We start from the raw sequence: 21,477 nt of genomic DNA on the forward strand, positions 1-21,477 counted from the left end.
GTTTATTTACGTTCTGCCAGAAAATTAACGGTAACGAATATCTCCAGGAACTCCGAGTAAGAGTTAATCCGGCGCAGGCCATTGCCCACAATCCGGTATAGCGTGTAGTTCGGGGAGAGAAGATGCCAGAAATCGCGGAAATACGTACGTGAGTCGATACTGGTGCCCCCAAATTCGAACTGGATAAACCGAACCCGCTGTTCGCTAATCATCTGTCTGGCTCCCTTTAAAACTGCTAATTCGTGCCCTTCAACATCAATTTTCAGTAAATCGATTTGCGTAATGCAGTTAGCAAGAGAAAACTCATCGACTGTGCTGAACGTAGAAATTTCCTGTTGAGCAAACGCTACGTTAATGTGTTGTAAGTCACGTTCATAGACGGAAGCCATTCCTGACTGTTCGGCGTCGGTAAATAGTGCTAATTCGCCACTGTGATCACTTAGACCGATGTTATGCTTTTGAACCGTTGGCTCCGGTAAATTGGTCGTCAGGGTTTGATAAGTAGCCCTCGAGGGTTCAAAACAATGTATTAAAATGGTAGATTCAATCTCGTTAAGCCACATACGGGCATATGTGCCTACGTTTGCACCTACATCGAAGATAATAGCCCTCCTGTTGTCGGAAGCTATTTTACGGCTAACATAACGAACAACGTAACGTTCGCCACTTTCATCGGTAAACGATCCTCCGCCATAATTCATGGCATAGAGTGTGAACAGATACAGCTTTTCGTAAACGGGCTGGAGCAACGTAACACGAATCGGGGCTAATAGCCATTGTAGAAATTTCTTCATTGCTTACTCTGATCGTCGGGTCATTTCAAAAATTCCGCAGCCGTAAGAACAACCAAAGTTTGTTTGTGCGGCCTCTGAATACCAGTCGGCATTTTCGACAAGTATCTCATTGTCATCAATATACGAAAAGCGATTGATAACGTAGTGAGGTTCAAATAAGTTAAGCAGGTAACGAATTGAAAAGACTCGGTGGGCGTTGTAAACGATACCCTGCGGCCCAATAGGCGATGAAAAATAAAACGTGCCGCCGGGTTTAATAATCTGCCGAATGTTGTCGAGGGCTTTGAGGTGACCATTGGCATCAATTGGGTCGCCATATCGTCCCAGCCCAAAATGTTCAATAGCGTGAAGGGCCGAGATTGAGTCGGTTGAGTGAACAAGGTCGGGCGGAAGATTCATTAAATCGGCCTGCCGAAAACTAACATTAGGAATGGCCCGGTTTAGCGGACGAATGTCAATAATTTCGATGGGTCGGAAAGTAGCCACATGCCCCACAAAGCCATCAATCCGCGACCCAATGTCCATGTGTTTAACGGGATTGTTTTTAAAGATCCGCTGTGCTACGTATAAGTCCTGCAGGAAATAATGTTTTATCAGTTCGCCACTTTCTGCATATCGGTCAAAAATAGCTGGGTAGTAGCTACGTATCGGAAAGTCGGAATGGCCGTTTAGTTGCTTTTTTAACGTAAAATAATCGTTAACATAAGCGGGAACGGCTTTAACTCCTCCCCACACGAGTTGCGAGCCAAGTTTAAGAATGCGTCCTATCATAATCTATTATGCTTTTAATACCTGACGAGCCTGGTTCATTATGCTGGTTAGAAATCGTTCGGGCAGCAGGTTAATGGCCCAGGTGATCATTACCAGTTTGATTTGGTGTGTTTTGGAAGCCTTGTAGCCAAATTCACGAACAAAACTTTCCTTTATTGCCATATTACTACGCCATTTAGCTCTCAGGTTCGTGAAAACGGTATTGGCGGTATGGATTCGGTAAGCCGTTAATGGCTCGGGCAAATTATGCATACGATATCCGTTACGTATCAGTAAAAATAAGCTGTAATAATCATTAAAATGCGGAAACCGAATCTGATACAGATCGTCTTGTAGTATGTTTCGATACATGACGGCTGGATTGGCCATCGGGAACCTCAGATAAAACTCATTGTAGATAGCATCGTGGTCGGTGGGGTACGCTCTGGAACCCGTTACGTTACCGGCTTCGTCGATGAGTGTCAACTGGCTGCCTACCATAAAAATGTCTGGATGAGCAAGCAGAAAGGTAACCTGTTTCGCTAGTCGATCGGGCGTTGCTACGTCATCGGCATCAAGTTTGGCAATGAATAGGCCGTTTGCCTGCCGGGCTGCTACGTTGCTGGCCACTTCGCCCCCATAACCCAACGGCTTCGATTCCAGAATAATCCGAATCCGATTATCGAGCCGGGCAAAATTGGCCAGTATATCCTGCGTTTTGTCGGTTGACCCATTGTCAAGGACGAGGACTTCAAAATTGGTATAGGATTGATTTAAAATGCTTTGTATGGATTCACTAATGAAACGTTCCCCATTGTAGACGGGTATAATAACCGATACTAAAGGATTGGTTTGCGTATTCATCAAGCCTGGTTCTACAATTATCGGGCCATCACTACGTTTGCCGGGGGCAGATTTTGATTTCAGGCAATCGGGGCCGCAACTAATCAGTAATGACGTAGTGAGTTTGGGTCAAGTTATAAAAATACTATGATGCCCGGCTAAACCGGGTTTTGTTTCCTGGCCTCAGTGCATCCTATACCCCTTACTCAAAATTACCCAGCAGTTTACGCTTTTTTTATATTTTTGGGCATTAATCGTAGTCCCATCTCACTATGAATCTGCTATGAAAGAGCAGATGAGGGATTATTATTGCGTTGTATGTCAGATAAAAAATCGCTGCGATTTATTGGATTGGCCATTGGTTTTGGCATCTTCCTGCTTTTACCGTTTGCCGATCAGTTTTTAGGTTTATCGTCTGGCGTCAGGCAGTCCGAAAATCGGAGGCTTGAAGGATTTCCTCGTTTTCACTGGCCGCATGTAGGTACGTTTGCTAAACAGTTTGATCGATATTACAAAGAGAATTTTGGCTTCCGTAATGCGCTATTTTACACCTATAGCCGCTGGAAATTACGGGTGCTTAACGAATCTCCCTTACCCGAAAAAGTAATAGTGGGCCACGACAATTGGCTCTATCTGGGCAACAGTTATAATAGAGTAATTGATCAGCATCGCGGCTTAATCCCTCTTTCTGCTGATTCAGCACAGATTATTGGTCAGAATCTGGTAGGTTACCAAAATCAGCTGGCCAGCCAGGGGCGAAAGTTGTATGTATTTATTGCGCCAGATTCGCACACGATTTATCCCGAATATTTGCCGAGCGAAATGCAGGTGAGCGACAGGCCATCCCGGCTTGATGTGCTGAGTCAATACGTTACACGTAATACAAACTTACCGTTTATTGATGTGCGTGATACCTTGCGGAAAGCTAAGGCTAAGCATGTCGTATATTACCAGACCGATACGCATTGGAACGACTATGGTACGCTGGTAGGCTGTGCTAGTTTGCTAAATCGCATTCATCATGATTTTGGGAATGTGCCAGCCGCTCAATTGGCTAATTACCAAATTGCTCGTACGAAAGGAGTGGGCGGGGATTTGGTACAGATGCTGATGCTGGAAAATGTTATAAAAGATAAGGTTTTTTATGACATAAAACCGCTTATATCCGTAGCCGCTCGCCAACTAGCTGAGGTGCCTGATACGGTCACGGGCCGCGCCCGTTCCGGATTCCCATCGTTGCGGTTTGCAGGGGCCAATGCCAAGGGTCCTAAATTGCTATTGATTGGTGATTCGTTCTCTCACAGCATGACACAGTTTCTGCCGGGTTATTTTCGCGAATCGTATTTTGTCCGTACGAGCCGATTCGATCCTGCCCTGGTGCAGGCAGAGCAACCTGATATTGTTGTCATCGAAATTGTTGAACGGAATCTGGACTGGCTGGCTCGGTTTTAAACACACCTGTAAATATGTTATTCAGTTCAGCGACTTTTCTCTTTTTTTATTTACCTATCTTTTTAATTGTCTATTACTGTTTGCCCCGGCGATGGCATAATGCCTTTTTATTTGGTGCCAGCCTTATTTTCTACGCCTGGGGAGAGGGAGTCGTTGTTGCCATCTTATTGTTATCGGCCGGAATTAACTACGTAGCGGGAAGCCTTATTGAACATGGGAATCGTCGGGCTGGGTTATGGCTTTCGCTGGTCGGTAGTTTATCGCTTCTTTTCTATTTCAAATACTCAAACTTCGCCATGGATACCGCCCAGGGACTGGCTAAGGCATTGGGTGTATCGGTCGCTGATAGTATGTCGCTGGCTCATATCGCGTTACCGATTGGTATCAGTTTTTATACGTTTCAGGGGATTTCATACACACTGGATATTTATTGGGGCCGAATTCGGGCTAATAAGAGTTTTTTAGATTTCGGTACGTACGTAGCTATGTTTCCGCATCAGATAGCAGGACCCATTGTTCGCTATGCCGATATTGCCCCAGAACTGGTCGAACGGTACGTTACTATTGAGAAGTTTGGCGTCGGGGCCGAGCGGTTTATCATCGGATTGGGTAAAAAGGTTCTGCTTGCCAATACGTTTGCCAAGCTTGCCGATACCATTTTTAACGCTCCCTCTGACAGCTATTCTACCTCGACAGCCTGGTTAGGAATAATTGCTTATTCCCTACAAATTTATTTCGATTTCTCGGGCTACTCCGACATGGCGATAGGCCTGGGAAAAATGGTTGGGTTCGATTTTAAGGAGAACTTCAATTATCCATACATTGCCCGGTCAATTCAGGATTTCTGGCGACGCTGGCATATTTCGCTGTCGAGCTGGTTTCGGGATTATTTATACATACCACTTGGTGGCAACCGAGGTAGCAAAGTTCGCACGTATCGCAACCTGCTGATTGTCTTTTTCGTGACCGGACTTTGGCACGGAGCCAGCTGGAATTTTATTGTCTGGGGTCTCTATCATGGCGTTTTTCAGTTGGCTGAACGAGCGGGGCTTAGCAAGCAGCTTGAGCGGGTTTGGGCACCATTGGCTCATGTGTATACCCTGCTGGTTGTTCTGATTGGATGGGTTTTCTTCCGGGCCGAAACATTGGAGGATGCTATTATTTATCTTCAAAAGATGGCGGGTGCACTGCCCGTGCCTGCGCAATCGACCATTCCTTTAGCTTATCCGATTACGTACTTCCTGAGCCAGGAGGTCGTTGGCTCGTTACTGCTGGGGTTTTTATTTGCCATGCCGGTTTATCATTCTTTTCAGCAGTTTTGGCAGCGAATCCAAATTCGTGCTGGTCTACCCATCATACGGTACGTAATGGACATGGGGTATATTATCGGCCTCTTCGGATTGTTTATTATGGCGGTTATGTATCTGGCTGCTGATACGTATAATCCATTCATTTATTTCAGGTTCTGATGCCTGCTATAGCTTCATCATACAAATTTTACCATACTGTTATGTAAATTTGCATCTTATACAGAAGCTATATTTCAATGAAGTTGAACCTTCGTTACCAGGAGTCATTCGAAGATCGTCACCACGGTCAGACTGATGCGGCTCAGTCCGAAATGCTCCAGACCATTGCAGCGACCGGCCTCTCGGTCCAATCCATCGACGAACTGATAGAACAAACGGTACCGGCAGCAATTCGGCTTTCTCGCCCACTTAATCTGCCTGAGCCTAAATCTGAAACTCAGTTCCTGACTGATTTTAAAAAGCTCGCCAGTCAAAATAAACTATTTAAATCATATATCGGCACGGGTTATTACGACACTATTACGCCTAACGTAATACTACGTAACATTCTCGAAAATCCGGGTTGGTATACGGCTTATACGCCTTATCAGGCCGAGATTGCGCAGGGGCGTCTGGAGGCATTGCTGAATTTCCAAACCGTTGTTTCTGATCTGACCGGTATGGATTTGGCCAATGCGTCGTTACTCGACGAAGGAACGGCAGCCGCTGAAGCGATGCATATGCTCTATGCCATGCGTCCCGCTTCAAAGAAGACAGCTACTACGTTCTTTGTTTCGGAGCGGTCTCATCCTCAAACCATCGACGTAGTACTGACCCGTGCTACGCCCCTTGGAATCAACGTATTGATCGGTGATCACCGTACTGTTGATTTAACGAATGGCGATATTTTTGGTCTGCTGCTTCAGTATCCAGCCTCCGATGGCGAAGTGTTTGATTATACCGATCTGTTTGCGGCTGCTCATGAACTAGGTATTACGACGGCTGTGGCTGCCGATTTGCTGGCGTTAACATTGCTGACTCCCCCGGGCGAAATGGGGGCCGATGTAGTGGTTGGTTCGGCGCAACGGTTCGGCGTGCCTATGGGCTATGGTGGACCACATGCGGCTTATTTTGCTACCCGTGATGCGTTCAAACGCCAGATTCCCGGACGTATTATCGGCGTATCGCAGGATGCCGAAGGGAAGCCTGCTCTGCGGATGGCTCTGCAAACGCGTGAACAGCACATCCGTCGGGAAAAAGCTACGTCTAATATTTGTACGGCACAGGTGCTGTTGGCGGTTATGGCTGGTAGCTATGCGGTCTATCATGGCCCAAAGCGGCTCCGGACAATTGCGGAGAAGGTGCATGGGTTGACCAACGTATTTACGACCGCGCTGCGCTGGAGTGCTCATGAGGTTTGTACCGAAAATTATTTCGATACAGTAACGGTAAAAGTTGGCGATGTTGAATCGCTCAAGAAATCGGCCCGGGCTACTCACATCAATTTACGTTACTGGCCCGATGGTGAGCGTGTTAGTGTTTCATTTGACGAAGTGAAGACGTTGGAGGACGTAACAGAACTTCTAACCGTTTTTGGCGCTAAGTGCGATTTGGAGGCCATTCTGGCTGATCTGAAAATTACCTGGCCAGAACGTCTTGTTCGGCAATCCGACTATCTGACTCATCCGGTATTCAATACGCATCATACCGAGCATGAAATGCTACGTTACCTGAAATCATTGGAGGAAAAAGACCTTTCGCTGGTTCATTCCATGATTTCGCTCGGTAGCTGTACCATGAAGCTGAATGCTACGGCTGAAATGATACCAGTTACGTGGCCTGAGATTGGTAAGCTGCATCCCTTTGTACCCAAAGACCAGGTTGCCGGATATCAGCAGATTTTTAGCGATCTCAATGATTGGCTTTGCGAAATCACGGGTTTTGCTGCCATGTCGTTGCAGCCAAATTCGGGAGCGCAGGGTGAATATGCGGGTCTGATGGTTATTCGGGCGTATCACGAAAGCCGCGGAGATCAGCACCGTACGGTTTCGTTGATTCCTCAGTCGGCACACGGTACCAACCCGGCCAGTGCCGTGATGGCCGGTATGAAAGTTGTTATCGTTAAATGCGATGAGCGCGGTAACATCGACGTAGCGGATCTGAAAGCGAAAGCTGAGCAATACAGCAACGAACTGTCTTGTCTGATGGTGACCTATCCATCAACGCACGGCGTTTTCGAAGAAAGTATTAAGGAAATCTGCGAAATCATCCATACCAACGGCGGGCAGGTTTATATGGACGGTGCTAATATGAATGCTCAGGTCGGCCTGACATCGCCTGCTACTATTGGCGCTGATGTTTGCCACCTGAATCTGCACAAAACATTCTGTATACCTCATGGTGGTGGTGGCCCTGGTATGGGGCCTATTGGTGTAGCGGCCCATCTGGCTCCTTTTCTGCCAGGGCACGCACTTGTACACACCGGTGGCGATCAGGCTATCCATGCGGTATCGGCGGCTCCATATGGATCGGCCAGCATTTTAACGATTTCGTACGCCTATATCGCGATGATGGGTGGCGAAGGGTTAACAAATGCGACGAAGCGTGCTATCCTGAACGCGAATTATATTAAGGCTCGCTTAAACGGGCATTACGAAACACTGTACTCGGGTGCCAATGGTCGGGCTGCCCACGAAATGATCGTGGAGTGTCGGCCATTTAAGGCAGCCGCTGGCGTTGAGGTTGAAGATATTGCCAAGCGTTTGATGGATTATGGTTTCCATGCGCCAACCGTCTCATTCCCGGTTGCTGGTACGTTAATGATTGAGCCAACCGAATCGGAATCGAAATCGGAACTGGATCGATTCTGCGATGCTATGATTGCCATTCGGGAAGAAATTCGGGAGATCGAAACCGGCGCGGCAGATCGGATAAATAACGTATTGAAGAATGCACCACACACCGCAACGGTGGCCCTTTCTGATACATGGGATCGACCTTATAGCCGGGAGAAAGCGGTTTATCCGTTACCTTACCTGCGAGCCCGCAAGTTCTGGCCGAGCGTAAGCCGTATCGATTCTGCATATGGGGATCGTAACCTGGTGTGCGCTTGTGTTCCGACAGAAGCATATGCTACTGAAGCTGCTGAAGAGGCTGTCGCTACACAGCAGGCATAAGCTAAACGAGCTTTCTGCTCTTAACGAAAAACCCGCCATGCAACAGTATGACGGGTTTTTTATTACTGATTTATGGAAAAAGATTGTATTCGCTGATAGCTACGCGTAGTGACTATGCACGTTGGTGAGTGGAATCTCTATCAGCAATAAAATTGCATCGTTCGATAAGGCCTCAAATTCGATAATCCCATCTTTAGGATTCACCAAAGATAACCCGTCCCGGTCGTGGAGTAATCGGTTCTGCACTTCAAAAACACCGCTAAGAACAAACACAAAAACTCCAGTTTCGGCCTGCGTTGATAACTGAAAAAAGCCCTCCTGCCGACCGCCATATTTACCTATAAGCCCCTGACTACGTTGATTCGTGAAAACAGGTACAAGCTTGTTGGTATTGTTAATGTCAAAATTGGTTTGACGTAACGTAGGGGTGAATGAAGATGTATCGGCAGCTATCCAGATGTCGAGGAAGTTAATACGTTCGTTTTCGTATGGATTGATGATCTGATAATTCATACCCGCTGCCAGTGAGACGATTTCTGCCTGTCCGGCTTCCAGAAACCCGTTACCTACGCTGCTGGTATATTCAAGACCTCCTATCAATGGAATGATGATAACATCCGTATGTTGCTCAACTCTCATATGGAGGCTGTGACCGGCCTTCAGAGTCGTGTCATTGATGAGTTGAAGCGTACCGAAAGGTTTCCGGCTTTCATCAAAATAACTCCCAAAGTTGAAGCTGTGAAAGCTCTGGAACGAGTCGAGCTGCGAACTTCCTCGCTGATCGGATAGGTAAATCTGGGCTTCTGTTTGCGTATCCATGTTTTTACGATGGTCTGGTTGCTTGTAATGACGAAATGCTCAGAAAAGGTTGTAAGTAAAGTGTGTCGGTTTCAACCTCATCACCATTCGACAAGGATTCCCGTTTGTCGCCATACGCAATCAGCAGTGCGTCGCCCAACGTATCAATCCAGGTTATCGGCTCACTATAAAAAGTAAGAGCAATTTTGTGCATGTCCTTATTGCTAACGTGTGAGCGCAGAATCTCAAATGTAAACTGCGTAAAAGGCAGGCATACTTTCCCCGAGCTATTGAGAACATCAGGTATAACTCCGTTTAACTGGCGTATATAGCCAACAGCAGCCCGGCTTGTCAGATAATGGAGCTTTTCGGCCTGCGGAACATTGTCGATGAGTTCCTGAAATGTATTGTACTTATCGTCTTTGTTATAAAGCTGAGCTTGCATATAAAACTCCATGTGCGTATCGTCGAATACATATTTATCCCAGAGCTTCTGGGACGAGGCATCGATGATTTTTCGATAACTCAGACGAATGAGGCCCTTTGTCATATGAAACTCACCCCGTTCAGAGTATGTCTCTAAACGGAGCCTTTGTTCTGTTAAGCGCTAACAACAATGGTGTGGGTTAATGTATAACCGCCCGATAAGCTGCCGGATACCGTAGCGAGTTCGTTTGTATATCCGTCGCCAAATACGTTATCGCGTTCGTTAGTCGTGTCTTGTGCCCCTTTGGTGTATCCATACGACTGGCCAGTTGTGTAGACCGTATTGCAGATGTCGTACGGAAAGGCAATCTGTGTCACCAACAATGATTTGCCTGATGCATTATAAATGTGTACATGGATGTGTGGCGCCCGTCCTGAATACCAGCCAGGAAAAATAGAAGTGAACGTAACGAGGCCATTTGAATCGGTCGTCTGACGTCCACGCAGAAAGTCAACGGATGTATAATTCGTGCTCTGCATGCCTGTCCCGCCATACTCCGAATAATTACCATCCTTATCACAATGCCATACATCAATCAGAGCGCCGGAAAGAGCCGCGCAACTTGCATTGGCATTTTTGATCGTAATATTCATCGTAAAGGCAACACCTGTACGGTCGTCGCGAATGTCTTTACGAACAAAATTAGCGGGCGATTTGGTTGGAAAGGGGCCTTCCGTTTCCGTTGGCGTAACCGTACAATTACTGGATGAGCTACCATTGGTTGATCCGGTCGACGTACTGGTGCCCGTCGATGTAGTAGGGTCAACGTCTGTACTTTTGCAGGCATTAATAGCGGCAATTCCGAGCAGGCTACCGAACCCTCTTTTCAAAAACTCTTTGCGTTCCATATCTTTTTACGATACACGTTTTGGTATTTAGTAGCTAATACGCAGAGACAAACAGGATCGTTGTATTGAATGGGCTATTTGAGGTAAATGAGAGGATTGTGCCGGTAAAATAGCCGGGCTCATAAGCTGACCAGTAGCATTGTTTAGACTTACGATCTGAATTGTTGAAAGAATTCGGTTTCGTAACTGGCACCGATGGGAATTTCGCGTCCGGCCAGAAGGATTGTTTTGTTTTGCACCGCTTCAATTCGATGTAGCGGTACAATAAAGGAGCGATGGACCCGAATAAAGCCTTCTGCTGATCGGACCGTATCAGGCAATTGTTGCAATATGGCTTTCATGGTCATCCGGCAAACTACGGGTTTGTCTTGCTGGCGGTGAATTTTTATATAATCGTCGAGCCCTTCAATGAATAGAATATCGGCTAAAGGAATCTGATAAAGCCGATAATCAGCTCGAACGTATAGGAAGGTAGGTTTACTTTCTTCTGCTTGTTGCTGCCTGAATCGATAGGCGTCCTGGGCTTTATGGACAGCCTGATCGAATCGCTCGAACGTGAAAGGCTTGAGCAGATAATCAACCGCATTAAGCGTGAAACCATCAACGGCATATTCAGAATAAGCCGTCGTGAAAATAACCAGTATAGGCCGTGGCAGAAGCTTATGAAAATCGAGACCCGACAACGCAGGCATGTTGATGTCGAGAAACAAAAGATCAACCGGAAAGTTGGTCAGATAATCTAATGCCTCATCCATGCGAACAAACGTCTTCTGTAAGTCAATAAAATCGAGCCGGCCACAAAAGCTGGCGAGTACCCGGAGGGCAGGGGGCTCATCGTCTAGGGCAATAGCGCGAATCATGTCAGCGTAAGATACAGATCGACCGTAAAGCTGGCAGGCTGGTCATTGATGACTAAACGATGCTGATTTGGATAAACCAGATCCAGACGCGTTTTCGTATTCGTCAGACCAATACCACTGCCGTTTGTAGGTAAGGTGTTTTGCGAAATATGCACTTTTTTGTTGAAAACATGGCAATGAAGTTCATCGTGTTCTACCACTAATGTGACTATAATATGAGAATCTTCGCTTGGGTTGATGCCGTATTTAAAGGCATTTTCAATGAACGAAATCAGAATCAGCGGGGCAATTTGAAAACCATTGGGCGTTCCTGTAATAGAAAAATCGACTCGGGCAGTATCATCGATACGTAGCTTTTGCAACGTAACGTAATGCGTGATATACTCCAGTTCTTTTCTTAAAGGAACCTGATTGCCGTTTGCATCCTGAATAACGTAGCGCATTAGCGCTGAGAGACGGGCAATGGCCTCAGCTGTTTTATCGGATTGCTCAATAGCCAGCGAATAAACACTGTTGAGCGTATTGAACAGAAAATGAGGGTTGATCTGCGCTTTTAAATAAGACAGTTCCGTGTTCAAACGTGCTCGTTCTGTTTCGCGCCACCGATTATTGACCCGAATCGCCAGCGACAGCAGGAAACCCGTTAAGAAAAGGAAAAAAGTCTGGCTGATTTCGGGAGGTCGGTCGGGGTGAGGGTACTTTGGCATCCGCTCAGGAAAGTGGCCTGGTGGCATGGGTGGCCGTTGGTCTGACGCAAACGGCGAGTGATGCTCCATTCGATCCGGCGGTGGCATTGACGAAGACGTAGTAAAACCTTGCCTGTTGACAATAGCGAGTGTTTGCTGAATGAGTAGAAAGCTAATCAGAATACATAGACCATAAACGACGTAGTGTTTTGCGAAGAAAAATCGGGGAATTAATACGTAATAGTTGAGGTAGAAGAAGAGAATCGTAAATACGTACGAAAGAAAAGTACGCTGTTCGTGTGAATTGTACGAAAGTTGATCTAATCGGGCAAAACCTTCATCTACAAAAAGGTAGGGCAGTGCTAAAAAAAGCAGGCAGCCAAGAACATGAATGGCGATGAGGGATAGTTTCCTGTTCATATACAATTCTGGAGGCAGAAAGGTAATGAACCCTACTCGTTCCTGAAACAGAACTCGGTAAACGGGTACTATTTGTCGGTAAACTCAGTCATAGAAAAAGCGCTCAGTTTATGACAACCGAACGCTCTAAAAGAAATGTCGTTGGAAATCTACACGACTACTGCTTCGGCAAGAACCAGTACCTTGTTTTGTAGAATTTCAACAACGCCACCGTCAACGGTGAAGGTTTGCTGACCAGACGATGACTGTACGACAATAGGTCCACGAGCCAACGTACTAACCATAGGGGCGTGATCATTCAAAACCTGAAACTGCCCTTCGCTCCCCGGAAACGTAACAGCGCTGGCTTCTCCAGAAAAGACCTTCCGGTCGGGTGTGATAATATCTAAGGTCATACTGTTCAATGATGAGTTATAAATGATGAATGATGAATAGACGTCTAAAAATCATTTATAATTCATCATTCATTTTATTACAAAGCTCCTTTTACGAAGTTGAGTACGCTAGTAAGTTGTGTTTTTGCAGCGGGCTCCGCAGCCTTGGCAACCAATCCACCCTGATCTAGTTTGCCAACTGTTCCCAGAGCAGTTGAAATCAGCGACTGGCCAGTTGACTGGGTGCCGCCACCGAGTGCCGACAAAGCACTACCGATTCCACTTAAGCCGCTGGTTAACTGGCTACCTTTGCCAAGGAGTGATCCTGCTGCCAGAATCCCTTCCAGTTTATTCCCGCCCGAAGCCAGCTTTGCCAGACTAACCGCCTTTGCTAAGGCGCCGTTGCCTAAAGCCCCAGTTGGAATCAAAGGAAGTAGCGCTTTTAGCTTGCTGGCCTGAGACAGGAGTTTATCTTTAAAGGAGGTTGGCTTTTGCTGTGCTTCGGCTTCTAGTCCGGCGATGCCAGCTTTCAACTCCTGTGTGGTTGCTGCTTTGTCTCCTTTTTCCAGAGCCGCTACTGCATTATCCAGATGGGTCGTTGATGCACTGTCCTGAAAAGAATCAGGAACAATAGAAACCTCGTTAATAGCTCCTCCTGTCAACCCCATCTCCACAAAGGACATCTCGGGTTGGGCAAAAGCCCCCGTTCCTAATACTAGGCAGAAAGGTACTATAGTGGCTGCCAGACTCAATCTAATGTGCATTTTCATAAAAACCAGACTTGTTTTTGTTGTAGCTATTAGACTTGAGAACAGAAGGTTGGTTTCTGGCATACGGTTAATAAAGCGTTAAATTATGAACCGTATGCCAGATTTATGTTTATCGCTGACCAGCTTCGCGAAGCATTTTTTCGCCTTTAGCTACTGCATCCTCAATTGTACCAACGAGGTTGAAAGCTGCTTCTGGCAGATAATCGTGCTTGCCGTCAATGATTTCGTTAAATCCTTTGATCGTGTCTTCGATCGGAACAAGTACACCTTTCAGACCCGTGAATTGCTCAGCAACGAAGAATGGCTGCGACAGGAAGCGTTGTACACGACGAGCGCGGGCAACAACCAGCTTATCTTCTTCTGATAATTCTTCCAGACCAAGAATAGCGATAATGTCCTGCAATTCTTTGTAACGCTGCAGAATCTCTTTTACGCGCTGAGCCGTGTTGTAGTGCTCATCGCCAAGGATTTCTGCTGTCAGAATCCGCGATGTAGAATCGAGTGGGTCCACTGCGGGGTAGATACCAAGCTCAGAAATTTTACGGCTCAATACCGTTGTTGCATCAAGGTGAGCAAACGTAGTAGCCGGAGCGGGGTCAGTTAAGTCATCGGCAGGTACGTAAACGGCCTGTACCGACGTAATAGAACCACGTTTGGTCGACGTAATACGTTCCTGCATGATACCCATTTCGGTAGCCAGTGTTGGCTGGTAACCTACGGCTGAGGGCATCCGGCCCAGCAGAGCTGATACTTCAGAACCTGCCTGGGTAAACCGGAAGATGTTATCAACGAAGAACAGAATGTCGCGACCGGCGCCTTCACCGTCGCCATCGCGGAAGTGTTCAGCAATAGTCAGACCTGACAAGGCCACGCGGGCACGGGCTCCAGGAGGCTCGTTCATCTGACCGAAAACGAATGTAGCCTGGCTTTTAGTTAACTCGTCAGAATCAACTTTCGACAAATCCCAGCCACCTTCTTCCATCGAGTGTTTGAACGCTTCACCGTATTTGATGATACCCGCTTCAATCATTTCGCGAAGCAGGTCATTTCCTTCACGAGTACGCTCACCAACACCGGCGAATACTGACAGACCTGAGTAGGCCTTAGCGATGTTGTTGATCAACTCCTGAATCAATACCGTTTTACCAACACCAGCACCGCCGAAAAGACCGATTTTACCACCTTTCGCATAGGGTTCGAGGAGGTCAATTACCTTAATACCAGTAAATAGTACTTCGGTTGATGTGGCCAGATCCTCAAATTTTGGTGCTGCCCGGTGAATCGGCAAGCCTGCGCCAGTGCTCTTTGGCTGAGGAATACCGTCAATCGCCTGACCTACTACGTTGAAAAGGCGTCCGCGAATTCCGTCGCCTGTTGGCATGGTGATTTGAGCTCCAAGGTCAACGACGTCTAAGCCGCGAAACAGCCCGTCGGTCGAATCCATGGCGATGGCGCGAACACGGTCTTCGCCAAGGTGCTGCTGAACTTCCAGAATTACCTCTTGACCATTCGCTTTCGTTACTTTGAGGGCGTCCAGAATAGCCGGAATCCGAGTGCCTTCGCCTTCGAAACTCACGTCTACAACTGGCCCGATTATTTGCGTAATCTTACCCGTATTGACTGCCGTTGCCGTACTCATTTATCTATGATGTAACTTATTAAAATATTGCCCATTGTTTGGGACTGCAAAAGTAGGAGAAAAACAGCGTAAGGTCAAGGCAGTGCCTAGTCATTTTCCGGTTATTTAGGTATGGAATGCATTTGGTAGTTAGGTTTTTATCCTAAGGCGCAAACAAAATGACCGTTGAGCGGATTTGTACAAAAGCTAGTTGTTACTATGTTGACCACTAATGATTAGGTAATAAATAAATAACTATTGGGTCATGACTCAGAGTTATTTATTTAAAATCGCCAATCACTCTAACTGCTACTCATTCATGCTTCAACAACGTTCCAGTGGACTTCTACTTCATATCACATCACTTCCTTCAGCCCACGGCGTGGGCGATCTGGGACCAGAAGCGTACCGCTTCGCCGATTTCCTGCATGCGTCCGGGCAAACCTACTGGCAGATACTCCCGCTGACTCCCGTAGACCCTGGGGCTGGCTTTTCGCCCTATAGCAGTCCGTCCGCTTTTGCTGGTAATACATTACTGATTAGCCTGGAAATGCTGGCCGAAGAAGGGTTATTGAGTAAGGAAGACTTGGCCGTGTTTAATGAACAGCCCGTTCAGGATGTTACCGTTAGTGAAGCCCCTTCTTCATCGGGCGACTCCGCTCCGGCTGTATTGGCCGGTCCGCTAATACTGGCGCCTTCTACGCTTCATGCTGCCTGGATCAAAAAAAGACCGCTTTTGCAGCAGGCAGCCGAAAACTTTCTACGCGATGCAACAGCAGGGCAACGTAGTGATTATGAACGATTTTGTGGCTGGCAGGCCGACTGGCTCGACGATTATGCTTTATTTACGGCTTTGCAGGAAGCCACCGGCGAACCTACCTGGATTCGCTGGGATGAAGCCATCGTTCGACGGGACCCGGCTGCGTTGGCAGAACAAAAGGAGTTATTACAGGAGCGGATAGAACTTGTGAAAGTGCTCCAATATTTCTTTTTGCGGCAGTGGAATGAGCTTATTGCTTATTGCTATAGCCGTAAAATTCATATCATTGGCGATATTCCCATTTACGTTCAGTTTAACAGTGCTGATGTATGGGCAAACCCAACCCTGTTCAAACTCGATGAAAACTTTCAGCCTCTATCGGTAGCGGGCGCTCCTCCCGACTATTTTAGTGAATATGGTCAGCGCTGGGGCAACCCAATTTACGATTGGAGTGAGCATAAACGTACTGGGTTTGCCTGGTGGATGCACCGTCTGCGCCATCAGATGTCCTTGTATAGCCTTACCCGCCTGGACCATTTTCTGGGTTTTGCTATATATTGGGAAATTCCGGCCAGCGAGCCAACGGCTAAAGTTGGCGAATGGGTAAAGGCCCCAATTGAAGATTTTATGCACGCTATGTATCGTCAGTTTGTGCATCTGCCGGTCGTTGCCGAAGACTTGGGAGCACGGACGGCCGATATGCAGCCACATCTGCGTCATTACGGAATTCCGGGAATGCGGGTGATTCAGTTTGGCTTTGGCGACGATCTGCCGACCTCGTCTCATGGGGTGCATAACCATACAGAGAACGTAGTGGCCTACTCGGGTACGCACGACAATAATACAACACTGGGCTGGTTCCGGGAATCTGATGAAGAAGTGAGGCAGCGACTGGATGACTACATCGGATTTCCTATTACCGAGGAAAACGTTGTTGATCAGATTTGCCGCCTGACCATGCAGTCGGTCGCCCGCCTGGCAATCATGCCCGTTCAGGATGTGCTGAATCTGGATGAAACGAACCGAATGAACACGCCCGGTCTGGGTGGGCGAAGCTGGCAATGGCGTCTGCAACCAGGACAGCTAACTGATGAAGCTGGCGAGAAGTTGCTTAAGTTGACGAAGATGACAGGGCGTATTGAAGGCGTTTAATAACCTATTCGCTCAAACGGCAATACTGCCGTTTGAGCGAATGACATGTAATTATACCAACTCCAGTTGTTGAATGTGCTGATCAATGAAAGCCAGTTCATCAGTGGAAAGCTTCACGGCAATGGCTTTGGCATTCTGAGTGGCCTGTTCGGCATTTCGGGCGCCTACCAAAGCTGCTGTAATGCCGGGTTGCTCAATGGTCCACCGAACAACCAGCTGGCCCAACGTGGCATTTTTCTCATCGGCGAGTGGTTTTATTTTTTCCATGAGAAGGTCAGCCTGAACGATATTCTGCTCCTTGAAGAACCGGTAACCAGCCCGATGATCACCTGCCGAAAACTGATGCCCTGGTTTGATTTTGCCCGTTAGCAATCCCCGTTCCATAGGGCTATAAGCCAAAATTCCTTTTTTATGCTCAAGGCAGTACGGAACGACGGTTTCCTTTATGGCCTGGTTAAGCATACTGAATGGAACCTGGTTGGATGCGAGTTTTACCACGGCTTCCGCTTGCTGCATCTGCTCGGCGTCATAGTTGCTGACACCCGCCTGGCGAACTTTTCCCTGTTCAATTAGTCGGACAACGGCTTCCATGCTTTCGTCAATGGGCGTCGTCTTGTCCGGCCAATGAATTTGGTAGAGATCGATATAGTCTGTACCCAGGCGTCTCAGGCTGTCTTCGCATTCTTTTATGATGCTGTCTTTTGCCGAGTATTTGTAGACATCAATGGGCTTGCCTGAATTGTCCTGACTTTTAAAGGCAAAATCACCCTTTGCCAAGTCCCATCGCATACCGTATTTAGTCAGGATCTGTATTTTATCGCGGGGAATGCCTTTGATTGCCTTACCAACTAGTTCTTCGCTTGCCCCTTGTCCATAAATCGGAGCCGTATCGATAGACGTAACGCCTAAATCATACGATGCTTTGATGGCTTCAATGGCTCCTTTGGTTTCGGTTCCGCCCCACATCCAGCCTCCGGCGGCCCAGGCTCCGAACGTAATGGCCGATACGGTCAATTCTGAATCGCCAACTTGTCTATATTCCATATGCTATACTAAAATTGAATGATACGTATCTGTAACCGGGTCTTACTAGTGGTACAAAAAAATGGTAGGGAGGTTTGGCAAAGAGAGCAGGAATTCGGATTCTGGCCGATTTTCTTAGGCAAGAATAGTCCAGGTAGTTTGCGGTCCTAGAATTCCCTTCTTACTATTATCGTTTTTGGGAGTAGTGATGATGCCACAAGGCACTAACTACCCGCTAAGCACGTTTCTGTTTCATGTCATCCTTATTTTTTTGGTCTGCGTGGCGTCGTAATTATCGGCTCACATACGTAGTAAGTCTTCTTTTGTTTGCTATTAGTCTGATTCTGTTTGCTTTATCGTGGGCTCGTGGATTGTCTAACGTTGTTCACTGGGACGTATTAAGCGAACTCAATGAGCTTCCTGTTACGTTTCAAACGTTCTCTGATGGGCTGTTGAATTATGCGGTCAACGGGAAAGCCTACACCGTATCGGAGCAATTTGTAGCATCTGCTATGGAAATCAGGCCCGCCCATGCCACTACGTTTCTGGTCGGTATTTGCTGTGCTTTCGTTTTGTTGCTGAGTGCCATAACCCGTTTTGATCGCATACGGTATTTGATCAGTATGGCCCTGCTGATTATAGGACTGGCTTTTTTTCGGTGGGAAATGCTCGAAATTCCGGGGCTTGGCGGCAATTACTTATTTCTTATCCTGGCGTTCCTGTTTGGATCGGTCAGTTATTACTTCCATGCGTTTCGGTCCGATTACCCTATCTCAGTGCGACTCCTGGCGTTTGGGAGCGTAGTGGGCCTGGTCGCTATCGGACTAGGCTTGTTGTCGCCCGTGGCATTTCCGGCCATGATTGTTGTGAGTTACGGTCTACCGGTGTTGCTGGCTATAGGAACTGGTTTTATTTTCTTTATTGCTCCGGAAATAATTGCGGGGCTGGTATGGATAACATCAGCGGGAAGATCGGAGGGTAATGCTCCGCAGATCAGCCCGCGCCGAACATTGGGAATTAATAACCTTTTGTTTATCAGCTTTCTTTATCTGCTGAATCTGGGACTGATCTGGTTGAAAAATACGCGTTCTATTGATTGGGACGTATTGGCAATCAGTCCGTTCGTGCTCTACCTGATTTCGGTCATTATTGGTATCTGGGGATTTCGTCGGTTGGTTGAACAGCAGGAGTCGATTGCCTTCCACGATTCGGGGGCGTATCTGTATCTTGGTCTGGCTTTACTCACGACGCTTACTATGGTCTATGCGTTTGTTACAGCCAACGACCCTCTGGTTGAGATGTTTGAAGACATCATCGTCTACACCCACTTGGGCATGGGCTTATGTTTTGTGGCATACGTAGTGCTGAACTTTCTGCCCATCTACCAGCAGCATTTACCGGTTTATAGAATTCTCTACAAACCAAAACGTCTTGAATTAAGCCTGTTCCGAATTGTTGGTATTGTGGTAGTAGTCGCGTTGCTGGGTTCGGGTGGACTCATTACGTTTCGACAGGCTGTTGCCAGTTATTATAACGGTCTGGGCGATTATTACACAGTTAGCAAAGAGCCTACGTCGGCTAATGCGTTTTATCAGTTGGCGCTGGAGCAGGAGTTCCAGAACCATAAATCGAACTATGCGATGGCTTCAATGGCCTTATCGCAGAATAATCAGACAGCGGCTGCTTTTTATTTCCAGCAGGCACTTTTAAAACAGCCTAATCCACAGGATTATGCAGGGCTGAGCCAGACTTATTTGCAGGCTGACCTATTTTTTGAAGCCGTTAAAACGTTGCAGCGGGGTCTCCGGGCTTTTCCCGGTAGTGGCGAACTGCAGAATAACCTCGGTTATCTCTATACTCGCACGAGTGTAGCCGATTCGGCTTATTATTACCTGAAATCGGCCGCCGACAATGCTGGTCGGGGCGAAGTGCCAGAATCGAATCTACTGGGTTTTTATGCCCGGAATCCCGCCGTTTTGCTGGCTGATTCAACGTTGGCGCAGTCGGTTAAACCATCAGGTTATGAATCGTATCAGGCGAACGCACTGGTGTTGAAAATGATTGCGCGTTCAGATACCGTATCGCCAGCCAAACCGGATTGGTTAACTACTGATGCCGTTGGCCAGGGACTAAGTGTTGGGCGATTTGCCAGCTTGTATAATTATGCGCTTAGCAATCAGCAGGCCGACACGGCGTTAACCAACGCTATCAAACGGTTAACTACCGATCCTAGCAATCAGGACTTTACAGACGATTTGTTATTGGCTCGGGCCGTAACGGAATATAATCAGCATAATTACCCCAATGCCTTCAATTTAGTCAGCCAGTTGGCAGAGGGTGATCCGAAAAGTAGTCCAACGTATCATTCGATTGCGGGTTTATGGCTGTTGGAGCAGGGATTGTATCGCCGGGCAGCCGAGCAGTTTGGCTATAACACCGATACGACGTCGATTTACTATCGGGCGATGGCATTGACTAAAGCCAGGGATTTGGCCGTAGCACAATCATTTTGGGAAGCAGCCTCTGCCAGTGATCCGACCGTATCGGCTTTAAAACAGGTACTTTACCAGGAGCGAAAACCGCAAACTGATCCAGAAAAAGCATTTTATGCCATCTACCGGATCGATGATCTGAATCGGGGTGCGTATTGGGAAACCATTCAGGACCCTAGCCTGAAAACGGTGGCTGGTGTCGCGTTGGCCGACGATTATCTTGATCAGCTTCAATGGCGAAATGCGCAGTTGGTTTTGTCGGGCCTGCCTGATTCCAGCCAGATCAGCCCTATCGCCGTTTCGGAACGGACCATTGCGGCTCTACGATTATCGGCTTTTCGCCGAAGTGTAGGGTCGGCTGAAACAATGGCCACAAAACCTATACTGCCTCAGTTTCAGGCTGAAAAAAATTACTGGTTAGCGCAAACCTACGAACGTACTCACCAGTTAGGTAAGGCGAATCAATTGTATCGTAGTGCCTTAGCCTTAGCTCCGCTGAATGCACGTATTGTTACGTCGGCAGCTCAGCTGGGCGCTCAACAGCAACGTAGCAAAGAAGCCTATGACCTGGTGATAAGAGCGCTGCCTTATAATGAAGACAATCCTGAATTACTCAAAACATACATCAGTTTGTGTCTCGATTTGCATTTATCCGACTATGCTGAGGCCGGATTGGCCAAATTGCAGCCAATTACGACGCCTGCCGATTATCAGGCGTTTCGGATAACTTATCAGGAAAAACTAGCGTCAATCGAAAAGAGTCGGCAAAAATTCCTGCAATAAGTTAGCTTTGTTAACTGCAAGCGTTTGATTGCCAGTAATTGTACAATCGATTTGTGGGAAATAGTAATAATGCTGGTATCAACGGCGAACTTCTTCTCAGAT

At 47.2% G+C, this 21,477-nt stretch carries 17 protein-coding genes; 5 read left to right on the forward strand and 12 right to left on the reverse strand.

Annotated elements, in window-relative coordinates; all coding sequences use genetic code 11:
• Positions 1 to 2 precede the first annotated feature (2 nt).
• From GK108_RS02345 to GK108_RS02355, 3 genes are read right to left on the reverse strand one after another with little or no spacing between them, the layout of a single operon-like run.
• Positions 3 to 794, reverse strand: a complete 792-nt coding sequence (locus GK108_RS02345; RefSeq protein ID WP_163942156.1) for an FkbM family methyltransferase — start codon at positions 792 to 794, stop codon at positions 3 to 5.
• 3 nt (positions 795 to 797) lie between these two features.
• A complete protein-coding gene (locus GK108_RS02350; protein WP_163942159.1) occupies positions 798 to 1,565 on the reverse strand; it encodes a DUF268 domain-containing protein in 768 nt (255 codons plus the stop codon).
• A gap of 6 nt (positions 1,566 to 1,571) precedes the next feature.
• Positions 1,572 to 2,408 carry a glycosyltransferase family 2 protein gene (locus GK108_RS02355; protein ID WP_212592700.1) on the reverse strand — a complete coding sequence of 279 codons (837 nt, stop codon included), beginning with the start codon at positions 2,406 to 2,408 and terminating at the stop codon, positions 1,572 to 1,574.
• A gap of 297 nt (positions 2,409 to 2,705) precedes the next feature.
• Here GK108_RS02355 and GK108_RS02360 point away from each other — a divergent pair, with 297 nt between their 5' ends.
• The 3 genes from GK108_RS02360 (at position 2,706) to gcvP (ending at position 8,304) form a co-directional block, all read left to right on the forward strand.
• A complete protein-coding gene (locus GK108_RS02360) occupies positions 2,706 to 3,839 on the forward strand; it encodes an alginate O-acetyltransferase AlgX-related protein (protein ID WP_163942162.1) in 1,134 nt (377 codons plus the stop codon).
• Positions 3,840 to 3,853: 14 nt separating this feature from the next.
• The gene (locus tag GK108_RS02365) at positions 3,854 to 5,308 is read left to right on the forward strand and encodes an MBOAT family O-acyltransferase (RefSeq protein WP_163942165.1); all 1,455 of its coding nucleotides are present in this window, start codon (positions 3,854 to 3,856) and stop codon (positions 5,306 to 5,308) included.
• Positions 5,309 to 5,385: 77 nt separating this feature from the next.
• Positions 5,386 to 8,304 carry an aminomethyl-transferring glycine dehydrogenase gene (gcvP, locus tag GK108_RS02370; RefSeq protein ID WP_163942168.1) on the forward strand — a complete coding sequence of 973 codons (2,919 nt, stop codon included), beginning with the start codon at positions 5,386 to 5,388 and terminating at the stop codon, positions 8,302 to 8,304.
• A 99-nt stretch (positions 8,305 to 8,403) separates the two neighbouring features.
• On the opposite strand, the gene GK108_RS02375 is transcribed toward gcvP, so the two are convergent.
• From GK108_RS02375 to atpD, 8 genes are all read right to left on the reverse strand, one after another.
• Positions 8,404 to 9,123 carry a pirin family protein gene (locus tag GK108_RS02375; protein WP_163942171.1) on the reverse strand — a complete coding sequence of 240 codons (720 nt, stop codon included), beginning with the start codon at positions 9,121 to 9,123 and terminating at the stop codon, positions 8,404 to 8,406.
• Positions 9,124 to 9,127: 4 nt separating this feature from the next.
• Positions 9,128 to 9,652 carry a hypothetical protein gene (locus GK108_RS02380; RefSeq protein WP_163942174.1) on the reverse strand — a complete coding sequence of 175 codons (525 nt, stop codon included), beginning with the start codon at positions 9,650 to 9,652 and terminating at the stop codon, positions 9,128 to 9,130.
• A 50-nt stretch (positions 9,653 to 9,702) separates the two neighbouring features.
• A complete protein-coding gene (locus tag GK108_RS02385; protein WP_163942177.1) occupies positions 9,703 to 10,437 on the reverse strand; it encodes a dioxygenase family protein in 735 nt (244 codons plus the stop codon).
• Positions 10,438 to 10,586: 149 nt separating this feature from the next.
• Positions 10,587 to 11,297: a LytR/AlgR family response regulator transcription factor gene (locus GK108_RS02390; protein WP_163942179.1), complete on the reverse strand. Its 711-nt coding sequence runs from the start codon at positions 11,295 to 11,297 to the stop codon at positions 10,587 to 10,589.
• Positions 11,294 to 12,403 (reverse strand): sensor histidine kinase, encoded by a 1,110-nt coding sequence (locus GK108_RS02395; protein WP_163942182.1) that lies wholly within the window; start codon positions 12,401 to 12,403, stop codon positions 11,294 to 11,296. Before GK108_RS02395 ends, GK108_RS02390 begins: the two co-directional genes overlap by 4 nt.
• A 149-nt stretch (positions 12,404 to 12,552) precedes the next feature.
• Entirely contained in the window at positions 12,553 to 12,798 is a 246-nt protein-coding gene (atpC, locus tag GK108_RS02400; protein ID WP_163942185.1) for an ATP synthase F1 subunit epsilon, read from the reverse strand.
• A 77-nt stretch (positions 12,799 to 12,875) separates the two neighbouring features.
• Positions 12,876 to 13,547, reverse strand: coding sequence for a hypothetical protein (locus tag GK108_RS02405; protein ID WP_246224632.1), 672 nt, complete (start codon positions 13,545 to 13,547; stop codon positions 12,876 to 12,878).
• Between the two features lie 109 nt (positions 13,548 to 13,656).
• Positions 13,657 to 15,186, reverse strand: a complete 1,530-nt coding sequence (gene atpD / locus GK108_RS02410; protein WP_163942187.1) for a F0F1 ATP synthase subunit beta — start codon at positions 15,184 to 15,186, stop codon at positions 13,657 to 13,659.
• Positions 15,187 to 15,484: 298 nt separating this feature from the next.
• Here atpD and malQ point away from each other — a divergent pair, with 298 nt between their 5' ends.
• A complete protein-coding gene (malQ, locus tag GK108_RS02415) occupies positions 15,485 to 17,077 on the forward strand; it encodes a 4-alpha-glucanotransferase (protein WP_163942190.1) in 1,593 nt (530 codons plus the stop codon).
• A 51-nt stretch (positions 17,078 to 17,128) separates the two neighbouring features.
• On the opposite strand, the gene GK108_RS02420 is transcribed toward malQ, so the two are convergent.
• Positions 17,129 to 18,121 (reverse strand): aldo/keto reductase, encoded by a 993-nt coding sequence (locus tag GK108_RS02420; protein WP_163942193.1) that lies wholly within the window; start codon positions 18,119 to 18,121, stop codon positions 17,129 to 17,131.
• Between the two features lie 233 nt (positions 18,122 to 18,354).
• Between GK108_RS02420 and GK108_RS02425 the strand changes: the two genes are divergently transcribed.
• Complete coding sequence (locus GK108_RS02425; protein WP_163942196.1) at positions 18,355 to 21,375, forward strand: tetratricopeptide repeat protein; 3,021 nt, start codon at positions 18,355 to 18,357, stop codon at positions 21,373 to 21,375.
• Positions 21,376 to 21,477: the final 102 nt, after the last annotated feature.

The organism is Spirosoma terrae (assembly GCF_010435915.1).
GTDB lineage: Bacteria > Bacteroidota > Bacteroidia > Cytophagales > Spirosomataceae > Spirosoma > Spirosoma terrae.